Origin of the sequence: Caenispirillum bisanense (assembly GCF_039523075.1) — a bacterium.
GTDB classification, from domain to species: domain Bacteria; phylum Pseudomonadota; class Alphaproteobacteria; order Rhodospirillales; family Rhodospirillaceae; genus Caenispirillum; species Caenispirillum bisanense.
Genome location: NZ_BAAAEP010000053.1, coordinates 18,073 through 30,545, shown reverse-complemented (window position 1 = coordinate 30,545; position 12,473 = coordinate 18,073). Strand labels below are relative to the sequence as shown.

6 protein-coding genes are annotated in these 12,473 nt (G+C 69.9%); all 6 read right to left on the bottom strand.

Features of this window, described 5'->3' with window-relative positions:
* The coding region (locus ABD056_RS18895; protein WP_343869251.1) for a TolC family protein at window positions 1-1,722 on the bottom strand (1,722 nt) is incomplete at its 3' end.
* Window positions 1,723-1,806: 84 nt separating this feature from the next.
* The gene (locus ABD056_RS18890) at window positions 1,807-9,726 is read right to left on the bottom strand and encodes a DUF4347 domain-containing protein (RefSeq protein ID WP_343869248.1); all 7,920 of its coding nucleotides are present in this window, start codon (window positions 9,724-9,726) and stop codon (window positions 1,807-1,809) included.
* 288 nt (window positions 9,727-10,014) lie between these two features.
* Window positions 10,015-10,539 (bottom strand): GNAT family N-acetyltransferase, encoded by a 525-nt coding sequence (locus tag ABD056_RS18885; RefSeq protein ID WP_343869246.1) that lies wholly within the window; start codon window positions 10,537-10,539, stop codon window positions 10,015-10,017.
* A 91-nt stretch (window positions 10,540-10,630) separates the two neighbouring features.
* Window positions 10,631-11,164 (bottom strand): phage tail protein, encoded by a 534-nt coding sequence (locus tag ABD056_RS18880; RefSeq protein ID WP_343869244.1) that lies wholly within the window; start codon window positions 11,162-11,164, stop codon window positions 10,631-10,633.
* A gap of 12 nt (window positions 11,165-11,176) precedes the next feature.
* Window positions 11,177-11,695: a phage tail protein gene (locus ABD056_RS18875; RefSeq protein ID WP_343869242.1), complete on the bottom strand. Its 519-nt coding sequence runs from the start codon at window positions 11,693-11,695 to the stop codon at window positions 11,177-11,179.
* A 12-nt stretch (window positions 11,696-11,707) separates the two neighbouring features.
* Entirely contained in the window at window positions 11,708-12,226 is a 519-nt protein-coding gene (locus tag ABD056_RS18870; RefSeq protein WP_343869240.1) for a phage tail protein, read from the bottom strand.
* Between the last annotated feature and the right edge of the window lie 247 nt (window positions 12,227-12,473).

Genomic DNA, 12,473 nt, shown 5'->3' with positions numbered 1-12,473 from the left:
GGGCGGGGCCGGCCCAGGCGCCGGGGCCGCCGCCATGGGCACGCCGGCCGGCGCGGTCGCATCCTCCGCCGCCGGCGCGGTCACGGCCGGAGCCGGAGCCGCCGCCGCCGGGGCCTCGATCGCCGCCGCCGGCACCGGCTCAGGCACCACCGCCTGCAGCTGTCCGGCCTGCCAGCGGGCGAAGGTCTGCGCCACGGCGTTGGCCACCGTCGGCACGTCGCCGCCCGTCAGTTCCTCCGGCAGCGGATCGGCGCCGATGGTCGCGAACATGCGGCCCCAGGCGGCCTGCATGTCGGCATAGGCCATGTCGCGCCGCAACTCCGCCAGCGCCGCCCCGATGCGGCCGCGCACCACGGCGCGACGGCCCTGCTGCTGCGCCGCGCCGCCCGCTTCCAGCTGGTCGCGGATGCGGGTTTCGACCGAGGCGATGCGCTCCGCCAGGGCATAATCCTCCACCGCCGTCCTGTAGGCCAGGTTGGCGATGTTCACCTGGCTCAGCACCGCCATGGACAGCGCATGGCGCCGCACCGCCGACAGCTTTTCCTGGCTTTCCGCCAGCGCCATGGCGCGCGGGCCGGAGAACAGGTTGAGCAGGTTCCAGGTCAGTTCCATGCCGCCCGACGCCCAGGCGTTGTTCAGCAGGTACTTGTTGGCCGAGTAGTCGAGCGAGCTGGTCAGTTCCAGGCCCGGCAGCATGCGCAGCAGCGCCACCCAGCTTTCGTTCTCGTTGATGCGCAGCTGGTAGGCCTCGCCGCGCACTTCCGAGCGGTTGGCCAGCGCCGTCAGTTCCAGCGTGTCCAGCGCCGCCGGCAGCGACGGCACCTCGCCCGGCGTCGGTGCCAGGGCGGCGGAAATCTCGAACGGCGTGCCGGGGCGCAGGTTCATCAGCGTCGCCAGTTCCGTGCGGGCCTGCTGCATCTGGCTGCGCAGGGCCTTCAGCTGGCGTTCCGCCTCCAGCATGGAGCGCTGGTATTCCAGGGCGTCCAGCTGCGGCCCGACGCGCTGGGTCACCGCCGCCTCGGCATCGGCCACCGCCGCCTGCACGTCGGCCAGCAGCGGGTCCAGGCGCTTCAGGGCGCGGTCGGCGGCGGCGGCGGCGGCGCGCCAGTAGGCGGCCCGCACGTCCTGCACCACGTTCTGCACCACCTGACGGCGGCGTTCCGACACGATCAGCGACTGGTCCGCCTGCTGGCGGGCGCGGATGTAGCTGATGCCGAAGTCGAGCACGTTCCAGCTGACCACCAGATTGGCGGTGCCGAAGGCCTTTTCGTCGGAGGTGGTGTAGGTATCGCCCACCTGCCCGGCGTTGGGGCCGGTCAGCGTCTTGCTGACCGAGGCGTCGTAGTTGGTGCGGGCGAAATAGCCGGCCGACGCCGCCACGTTGGGCAGCAGCGACATTTCGGCCACGTCCAGCTCGCGGCGCGACACCGCCTCTTCCATCAGCTTCAGGCGACGGTCGAGGTTGTACTTCAGCGCCCGCGCCACCGCTTCTTCCAGGGTGATCGGCGCCGCCACCGGCTCCTGCTCCTGGAACATGGACGACAGGTCGGCGGTCGCCCGCGCCTCGTTCTCCGCCTGGCTGTAGGGCTGCGGCGACACGCAGGCCGCAAGCCCCAGCACCGCCACCACCGCCACGCTGGCGCCGCGAAGCCGCGCCCGCATTCCCCGCCGGGCCGACGCCAGCTGCGCCGCCCCGACTTCCCCGGTCTCACGTCGGATCACACTTTCCCCCGTAGGTTCGGTTCATACTGTTGTCATGTACGGGCGGAGCCGCCCCTGGCCGTGCTCCGCCCTACCCTGCCCCGATCAGGCCACCTCGCCGCCGGAGGCGCGGCGCTGCGCCTCCATGGCCGCCACCGAGCGCGCCAGCAGCTCCGCCTCGGCATCGAAGCGGGCGAACTGGGCGCCAAGGGTGGAGGTGAAGGCCGGCGCCGCGGCGATGTCCGCATCGGTCGGCGCATCCCCGGCGGGCGCATCCTCGACCGCACCGGCCAGGAACTCGCCGCCGAATAGGCCGCCGCCGAGACCACCGCCAAAGCCGCCGCCCAGGCCACCGCCGAGACCGCCACCCAGGCCACCGCCCAAGCCGCCGCCAAGACCGCCGCCCAAGCCGCTGCCGAGGCCGCCACCCAGACCGCCGCCGAGGCCGCCCTGGCTATAGCTGCCGAAGGTACGGATGCCGGCGTTGACGGGCGTACCCGAGTTGTCGATGGGCGACTGGCTGCCGAGCCCGCCGGTCACCGCCGTGCGGACGCTGCCGTCGTTCTGGCCGAAGCCGCCACCAACGCTGTTGCGCACCGGCGTGCCGCCATCGCCCACGTCGCCCCCATTGGGCCGCGAACCGAAGCCGCCGGTCAGCGGACCGGTGGGCGGGCCGCCGGCCGGGCCATTGGTCGGACCGCCGCCGGTTACGCCGTTGGTGAAGGGGTTGGAGCCGACATTGGGCGCCGTGCCGCCGAACGGGCTGCCGCCCGAGGGCGGGGCCGGCGGAGGAGCCGGCGGCGGCGCAGGCGGAGCCGGCGGTTCCGGCGGCGTCAGGCCACCGCTCGGCGGCAGCGGATCGACCGGCGGCACCGGCGGCACCGGCGGGGTCGGCGGAACCGGAGGCAGCGCCGCGCCGCCGCCGTCGTCACCGCCGCCGCCGCCCGAGGACGGCACGAAGTGGGTGACGGTGATGGTGGCCGCGGTGGTCAGCGGCGTATCGCTGACGGTGATCGGCCGGTCGGTGACCGCCACCTCGATGGACCGCGGCGTGGTGGCCGGCGAGGTCGCCGTGTTGGCGTAGACGATCTGGCGCAGCACCGCCTGATACTCGGCGATGGTGGCATCGCCCGTCAGGGTGATGGTGGTGGCGCGGTCGCCCGGCACATAGCCGCCATCCAGGGTGACGCCCGCCGGCAGCACCACCGAGGCCGGCAGCACCAGCCCTTCCGCCGCCCCGTCCGGGTTGGCGGCCAGGGTGACGGTGGCGCCGCTCAGGTGGGTGCCGTCGATGTCGCTCAGGGTCAGCGCCGCCGCGAAGGTTGAGGTGCCGCCGGTCTGGAAGGTCGGCGAGCCGGTAAGGGTGACCGTCGGCGCATCGTTGGCATCGGTGATGGTCAGCGTGCCGGACACCGTCGGCCAGGCGGGCGTGCCGCTGCCGGTGTTGCCGCCGTCTTCGAAGGTGACGGTGATGGTGCGGTCGGGCGTGGTGCCCTTCTGCGTCGGGTCGTTGCCCGAGGTCCAGTAGACCAGGCGGTTCATCACCTCCCGCACCATGGGTTCGGTGACGGTCGGGTTGCTGCCGCCAGCGGGGAGGAAGGTGACCGTCAGGGTACCGGTGGAGGGCACCCAGACCGCCGAGCCGATGCGCGTCATGACGCCGGAGATGTCGAAGTAGACGTCGCCGGTGGTGGCGCCGGTGGCGGTATAGCCGACGTTGCCCAGGGTGGCGATGCCCAGCCGGTCGCCGGCCACCAGCGGGTTGGCGCCGGTGGTGTCGATGTCGGCGATGATGCGGGCGCCGTTGAACGCGGTGGCGTCGGGGTCGGTGATGGCCGTCACCGGGCTCGACCAGATGGAGCTGTCGACGCCTTCGGTGTTGGTGGCACCGGTGATGACGCCGCCGGTGAGCACCGGCGGGTCGTTCACCGCCGCCACCGCTACCGTGACCGCCGCCGGCGTGCTCACCCCGGCGTCACCGCCGGCGGCATCGCGCACCTGCACGCTGACGGTGCGGCTGGCGGTGGAGGGGTCGGCGGTGTTGGTGTTGGCGTAGGCGATGTTGCGCAGCATGGCGGCCACCGCCTCGCCGGCGCCCGGGCGGGCATCGGCGGTCAGGGTCAGAACCAGCGGCGCCCCCGCCGTGCCGCCGGCGATGTCGGCCACCTTCACGGCCGCCGTGCCGGCGTTGTTGTCGTGATCCCAGAACACTTCGCTGCCGACCACGGTCAGGCGGCCGTCGGCGCTCGGCTGCAGGCTCAGCACGTCCTCGCCGGGCACGCCGTTGGCGGTGATGCTAACCCGCACCTCGCCACCGCCGAAGGCGGCGCTGTCGAGGTCGGTGACATTGGCGTCGCCTTCGGGGTCCAGGCGGACGGCCGTGCCGCCTTCGGTGAAGGTGACGGTGCCGCCGGCCAGGCCGGTCACCACCGGCGGCTGGCCGGTGACGGTGATGGTGAAGGCGCTGGTGGTGACGCTGGCGCTGCCGCCGTTGGCGGTGCCGTCGCCGTCATTCAGGGTGGCGGTGAAGGTGCGGGCGCCGGTGCCGACGCCGGGATCGTAGGTGAGCGCCGCCAGGAAGGCCGCCACCTGCGCCTCGGTCACCGCGCCGTCGAGGGCGATCACCAGCGCGGCGCCGGACTGGCCGTCGGTGGTCACGGTGCCGATCACGGCGCCGCCGACGGTCACCGTCTCGCCGGCCGCGAACACGCCGTCCACGCCCGAGGTACCGCTGCCCAGGCCCCAGCTGCCGGCAGTGCCGGAAGTCTGGGTGAGGGTCAGGGTGCCGCCGCGGATGTGGCTTTCCGGGTCGCCCACCACCACGTCGGCGGCGATGGTGAGGGCCTGCGGGCCGTTGGCGGCCACCATGGTCATGCTGTCGCCGCCGAGGCCCGTCAGGGTCGGGGCATCGTTGACGGAGGTGACCACCACCGAGGTGGTGGCGTTGGTGACCGGGTCGGTGACGCCGTCGTGGTCCTCCACCGCGATGGTGAAGGTGGCGGTTTCGGTGGAGCCGGGCACACCGCGGTTCTCCGCCGGCGTGAACACCATGCCCTGCAGCGCCGCCTGCGCCGCGGCGGCCGAGCCGGTGAAGGTCCAGGTGCCGGCGGTGCCGCCGGCGGTGAAGCCGTTGAGGGTGGTGAAGCTGCCCTTGGCGGCGGTGTCGATGCTGACGGTCACGGTCACCGTCTCGCCGTCGGGTTCGCTCACCGTCACCGCCGCGAACGGCGTCACCGTCTGCTTGTCGGTGATCGGCTGGTTGGCCACCGCGCCGCCGATGACCGGCTGGTCGTCGGTGGGCGTGACCGCCATGGTGATGGTCTGGACGGAGCTGGAGCCGATGTCGCCGCTGCCGGCGTCGGTCATCACCACGGTGATGGTGCGGCTGGCCGCCGAGGGGGCGTCGCTGGCGGTGGCATAGCCGATCTGGCCGAGCAGCGCGCCCGCCGCCGCCTGGGTGGCGCCGCCGCCGGTGGCGTAGGTGAGGATCAGCGGCTGGGTGTTGCTGCCGGCCTGGGTGATGTCGGCCACCTTCACGGCGTTGTGGAACACCTCGGTCCCGACCACCGTGATGCCGTTGCCTTCGACCACCTGCAGCAGGTCGCCGCCGGCGCCGTTGGCGGTGATGGTGACGGTGACGGTGCCGCCGGCGAAGTTGGCGGTGTCGGCATCGTTGACCGTCACCGCACCGGCCGCCAGCAAGGTGGCGCCGGCGCCTTCCACATGGGTGCGGGAGCCGCCGTTGAGGCCGGTGATCACCGGCGGGTTGGGCTGCACGCGGATGGAGAAGGTGGCGGTGGCGGTATCGGCGCCGCCATTGGCGGTGCCGCCGCCGTCAACGACGGACAGCGAGAAGGCGCGCACTTCCAGCGTCGAGCCGCCGTCGTACTGCAGGGCGCGGATGAAGTCGCGCACCGCATCGGGGGTGGCGCGGGCATCCAGCGCGATCACCAGGTTGGCGCCGGCGGCGCCGGCGGTGGGCACGCTGCCGATGCCCACATCCTGGGCCGCCGTGAAGCCGGCGCCGGCGGTGCCCCACGAACCCTGGCCGGCGGTGCCGGAGGTGCGGGTGATGGTCAGGGTGCCGCCGTTGAAGGTGGCGCTGTCCACGTCGGTCAGGGTGACGGCGCCCAGCACGTCCACGGCGGTGAAGCCCGCCCCCGCCACCGCCGTCGCCGGGCCGGCGCCGACACTGCCGATGACCGGCGCGTCGTTGACCGGGGTGATGGTGATGGCGACCGTGCCCGTCGCCTCCAGGGCGCCGCCGGTGCCGGTATTGCCGCCGTCGTTGACGGTGATGCTGAGGGTGTCGGAGGTGGCGGTGTCGCTCGTGCTGGTGTAGGTGAGGGTCGCGAGCGCCGCGTTCACCTGCGCCAGGGTGCCCGACAGGGTCAGCGCCGCCGAATTGTTGGCGCCGGCCGAGATGGTGGCGCCGCCTGCCAGGCTGACGCCCAGGGTGCCGGTGGTGACGCCGAGCGCGGCGGTGATGGTGCCGCTGCCGGCATCCACGTCGGTGATGGAGATGCCGCTGATCGCCCCCTGCACCTGCTCGACCGCGGTGGCGCTGGCCGGGGCGGTGAGGACGGGCGCGTCGTTGATGTCCGACACTGTCACCGCCACCGAGGCCTGCCCGGTGGAGAAGGCGGTGGCGTTGCCGTTGGTGCTGGTATTGACGGTGCTGCCGGCGGTGCCGCTGGTGCCGTCCCAGCCGCGGAAGGTGAGGCTGGCCGAGCCGCCGACCGTATCGGCGGGCACGAACCGCACCTGCGCGGTGGCGCCCAGCAGCAGCGAGGCCGTGCCGCTGACGCCGGTGATGCTGGTCCAGTTGGCACCGCCGTCGGTGGAATACTGCCAGGCGCCCGGGCCGCTGGCGGCGGTGACGGCGATGCCGCCGGTCTCGTTCTCCACGTCGGCATAACCGGCCGCCGTCTGCAGCGAGGCGACGGTGGAAACGGCGCTGGTCTGCGCCTCGGTGATGCCGGCCAGGGTGATGGTGGCGCCGTCGGTGATGGTGGGCGCGTCGTTGACGGGCGTGATGTTGACGGTGGCCGTCGCCACGCCGCCGCCGAGGCCGGCATCCGATGCGGCGCTGGAGGCCTGGACGTCGAAGCTGCCGGCGGTGTTGGAGTTGGCAGTGGGCGTGAAGCGCAGGCCGGCCGCCCCCTGGGCAGCGGTGATGAAGCTGCCGGCGGTCACCGCCGTGGTGCCGTCGGCGAGGAACAGCGTGCCGCCGCTGATGTTGGTGATCTTGTAATGGGACGGCGCCACCGTATCCACCACGTTGGGCGAGATCACCAGGCCGGTGGTACTCTGGGTGTCTTCAAGGGTGGTGGCGTTGGTGACCGAGGGCGTGTCGGGCACCGGCGTGATGTTGATGGTGGCGGTCGACGCCGGGCCGTTCAGCGAGGTGTTGTCCGGGTCCACCACCACATAGGTGAAGGAGGCGGCGGTGTCGCGGTTGGCGGCGGGCGTGAACCGCAGGTTGACCGCGCCGCCGGTGAGCGTCAACACCGTGCCGCTGGTGCCGAGGGTGATGGTGCTGCCGTCGCTCTGGGTCAGGGTGCCGCCGGTGACGGCGGTGATGCGCACGGCGGTCGGGGTCTGGCCGTCGGCGTCGGTCAGGGTGGTGGGCGCCAGGCGGATGTTGGCCGCGCCGGGGGCGGGCGAATCCTCGACAATGGAAATGGCCGAGCCGTCCGGCGCCGTCACGGTGACGGCACCACCGGCCGCCGGCAGGTCGTTGACCGGATCGACGTTGACCGTCGCCTGCACGCTGCCCGACCAGGTGTCGACGCCGCCGTTGGCGGTGCCGCCGCTGTCGGTCACGCGGTCGAGGGTGACGGTGCGGTTGCCGTCGGTCGGGTTGCCGGTGTTGAGGTGCTGGTAGGCGATGCCGCTGATCAGCGTCTGGGCGGCGCTGGCGGAGGTACCGGCAGCCAGGGTGACGGTGACGGTGTAGGAGGTGCCGCCGGCGCTCGCCACCGTTGCCGAATGACCGCCGCCGAGCGCCACCGTGCCGGCCGTCAGGGGCACGTTGACGCCGTTGATGCGCAGAACCTCCGAGGCGCCGTCGAGCACGTTGGCGGCGGTGAGGCGGAAGGACGACATGGTCTGCCCGCTTTCGACCGCACTCAGCGTCACGCTGCTGAACAGCCCGCCGACCGCGGCCGCGTCCTCGGTATAGGTGACGCTGTTGCCGGTGGCGGTAACGCTCGGCGCATCGTTGACCGGCGTGACCGCGATGGTGGAGGTGCGGACAGTGCTGGTGGCGTTGCCGGCGCCGCTGCTGTCGGTGACGGTGACGGTGACGCTGCGGTTGCCGGCCGTCGGGTCGTTGGAGGTGTTGTTGTAGAGAATGCCTCGCAGCACGGACTCATACACGCTGCGCGACGCCGAGCCGGTGACCGAGAACACGCCGGTCGCGGAATTGTAGCCCGCCGTCAGTCCGGCGCCCGATACCGCAGACAACGCCGAGGCGTTCGGCGACAACGATTCGATAGCGTTGCCGTCCGGCCGGGAGCCGAGCGTGACGGTCATGCTGGTGATGGTGTTGGCGGAATCGGTGTCGGTGATGGTGGCATCGGGGGCAACGGCGATGGCACCCCCCTTTTCGACGAAAGTGCGGGAGACGTCCTGCCCGGCCGTCGCGCCGTTGAGATCGACCTCCGGTGTCGCGTTCGTTGCCGGCGGCGACGCCGAGGCCGACTGAATCGTCAGGTCGATCAGATTCATGGCGCTGAGATAACTTCCTATCGGGGCCGTAAAGTATATCCTGATAGTATCCAAGGCCCTCCCGAGTATTGGGGCGTAGTCAATCGCATACGTCTCTTCGTACGCGCCGACGCTATCTATTGCGACAGTACGACCGACTTCACTGCCCGCGGCATACCCAACGACATATATGTTGGTGAAATCATCCGCCGTGCTAGATTGCTTGTTATTAATATACTCACCAATACGCAGGCCGCTCAACGAAAAACTTCCAGTCGCTGTAAGCTGCAAATAATATGTAGATGCGCGCCAATAACCAGCGGGATGGCCGTCACTCTCGTCGTCAATGAAAGCACCATATTGGTCAGCACCAATACTAGCCTCCGGACTGTCGTTCGGAGGAGCGTTCCTGAAATCGCGCGGAAAGATGTTGTAGTCTACGTCCCACGCGGTGATCGTGAAGAACCCGCCGCTAACGGTTGCACTCATCCCGCCGGGTTGAACGGTCGCGCCTGCAAAAGTGAAGAGGCCCGTATTCGGCACTGCCAGCAGCCAACTGTAGAAGCTCCATGAAAGGGCTTCGCCATCCACATCACCATGGCGAACTTCCAACACCCAATCACCGCCGAGTTCGGCCGCCCCGGTGCCATCGTCGGAAGCGGCAACATCGGCCCCTGTGGCCTCCGCCAGGGCGGAGAGGAACGCCCGCCCCGTATCGCCACGACCGACATCGCAGCCGTAGAGCAGGATGTCGCCACTTTCAGTCAGCGCCCCGCCGATGGCCGCGAAATCGGCCGCCCGGGCCGAGACCGTGTCGGTCGTTACCGTCAGGGTTCCGAAATTCAGGGTGGCTTCCGACCCGTGGGTGACAAGGTGGATGGCGTCATAGCCCTGCTTGCCCTCCGCCCAGGCGGCCATCTGGGCCAGCCCGTCGCGGGTGGGGTCGAGCAACACCACCTCCACCCCCGGTCCGGCGGCATCGATCAGCCGCTGCCCGTCCGGCACGCTGCCGTCGACGAACAGCACCACCTTGCGATCCTCGGCCGGGGCCGGAGCCTCAGAAGCCACCGGCAGGGCATGGTCGGCCACCGCGCGGTAGAGGGCGGCGACGCTGCCGTCGTCGTGATGGGCCGGCGCCGCCTCCGCCGCCAGGGCGCTGGCCGTGGCTTCCCGCACGGCATCGGCGCCCGTTGCCGCCCCGGCGGCATCGAACATGTACCGGGGCTCCAGCGCCAGGGCGAGGGGCGCGGCATGGGACATCATGGCGTCCTTCAGGCGGCGCCCGGTGCGGTTCGGCGTGACGATCTGGTTCATGGCTTGGGCCAACCCTTCTGCTCCGTCCGGTCTGGGAACCGGCTCCCCCTTGTCTTCCCCCGGTGCCACGGAACCCGCCCCGTGGCCGGCATGTTTTCTCGCCCTGGTCCGCCCCCGGGAGCCCCCGCGCGTTGCGAACGCGCGGCAGCATCAGTCAGCCGGAATGCAGCCTGGAGTTTTGTGATTATGCCAAAACTTTTGCTGCGCGAAACCATGACCATCGACATAAATACATGCGCTACCTTACCTTCTCCTTAAGGATGAAGCTAGATTGAAATATTGCCGATATCAGATGACGGCGGACTCGCGGGCAGATCCGGGCCGCCATTCCAGCAGCAGGTGAACACCCTTGTCCTCCACCAGCTCGAAGCCGAGGCGGGCATAGAGGCGGCGCGCGGGGTTGAACTGCTCCACATGCAGGCGCACCGCCACCCCGGCCTGTGCGGCCGCGGCCATGACCGCCTGCAGCAGGGCGGTTCCCCGCCCCTGCCCCCGCAGCGCCGGCACCAGGGCGATATCCATCACGCGGATTTCATCGGCCATGGGCGCCAACGCCAGCCGGCCGACCGGCCGGCCGCCCCCCTCATCCATCAGGATCTCGAAACAGGCGTCGCGGTAATGGGCGCGGTAGTGGGCATCCTGGGCTGCGGCCTGATGCGCCATCAGGGCCGCCCACATCTGCGCATCGCCGGGAAAGGCCTGCCGTTCCCATTCCCGCGCGCTGCTCATCAACTCGGCGAGGAAGGGAAGGTCGTCCGGCACCTGCGGGCGACGGCGCAGCCCGGCAACCATCGAATCGGTGAGGAGGGACATGAAACACTCCGTAAGAAAATGGGAGGGCCGGACGGCATCCCGTCCGACCCTCCCGACAACTGACCCGGTACGGGCCTGCGGTCGCGCGCCCTTACCAGGACTGCGACGGCCACAGGCCGGTGCTGGCGATGCAGTAGTTCATCACCAGATAGGGCTGCATGTTTTCGTGCGGCGCACTGCCGCCGGCCATTGCCAGGGCGGACGGGTGCATCTGCTGCGAGCCGGGCCCGGCGCCGAAGGAGTTGTACGGCGCCGGAGTGCGAGCACCATCCTTGCTCCGCCCCACCATCACCGTGGCAGCCGGCACCTTCACGTTCCCGTCGACATCCACCGCCGACAGGGTGTGAGTATGGCCCGGCACCTGATCGGTGGTCAGGGTATGGGTGGCCGCTCCGCCCGTCGCCCCCACCGGATAGGCGGTGGAATAGTCGGTGCAGATGCCGCTGCGCCCCTGCATGTTGGGCAGGGCGAAGGTGGTGGTGCCATTGCCGCCGAACTTGGTACCAAGCAGGGCGTAAAGGGCGGCGTACTGACTGATGTTCAGGATCTGGCCGTTGCAGGGCAGCCAGCCCTGCGGCGTGAACCAGTAAGGAAACACGCGGATTTCACCGACAAAAGGTTCCATGACTGTGCCTCCTTACGGCTTTACCGGGAATTCGCCGTTCCAGCAGATGCAGAACCGGAAGGCAGTGTAGGGCGCCATGTTGTTGTGCGGCTGCCCGCCGCCGACCGGGCTTACGGTTGCCGGCATCGGAACGGTGGGATTGGTGCCCTGGGCCACGTATAGGTTCATCTGGCCGGCAGGCACGCCCCCCACCGGGCTGTTCACCAGGTTGGTGTTGGCGGTGGAGGCACCCATGCCATGGGTGTGGGACGGCACGGTGGCGGCATCCAGCGTCACCGTCGTCGTGCCCCACTTGGAGGCGATGCTCCGCGGCGTCAGGCCGGGCCCCGCGCCGATGCCGACCGGCACCAGGCCGCGCAGGTCGGGCAGCTTGAACATGGTCTGCCCGTTGCCCCCGTACTTGATGCCAATAACGGCATAGAGCGGCGTGTACTGCTGGATCGACAACTCCTGCCCGACGCAATCCATCCAGTCCTGCGGGGCATAGTTGTAAGGCATCAGGCGGATTTCGCCGATGAAAGGATCAGACATCACGAGCCCCCCTTACTGCTGCGTCGGATAAATGCCCTGCAGCGCGATGATGTAGGTCAGCGCGACGCTCGGCTGACAGTTCTGGTGCGCCTGCCCACCGCCCGCGGCCGTCGACACCGCCGCCGGCGCCAGCACGGCATTGGCGGCGGAGGTGGCGTAGCTGGTGTTGACGGCATTGGCCCACACCGCATTGTTCGGCGAATTGCTGGTGGCCGCGGTGGAGGAGGCCGACACCATGTGCGTGTGCGACGGCAGATTGGCCTGCGTCAGGGCAACCGTCTCGGCGCCCGCCTTCTGACCGCGGTTGTACATGATCCCGGCGGTGCTGGTGCCCTGGCCGACGATCATGCGGCCGCGCAGGTCCGGCAGGGCGAAATTCTGCACACCGTCACCACCGTACGTGGTTCCGAGCAGGGAATAGAGCGCCTGGTACTGGTTGATGGACAGCAGGCTCCCGTCGCACAGATGCCAATATACGGGCGCGTAGTCCCCGGCGAACAGCCGGATTTCGCCCAGATATGCTTCACTCATGAGGTTATTCCCCCCTTTTCCATACAGCCTCCCGCAGGAGGCGATGACCTGTAAATTCTAAGCCTGAGGGGGACGCACGGCATACATCAAAAGTTGTCTAAATTGCCAAAAACAGGCGTCGACATGAGCGGCGAATCCCTTTTAGATAGAGTGTTCTTCGGGCCTCCGCACAGCCCACAGGCGTGCGACAGAACACGAAAAAGCCGCACCAGAACCCTGATGCGGCTTAATACGTGTGCATGTTCCG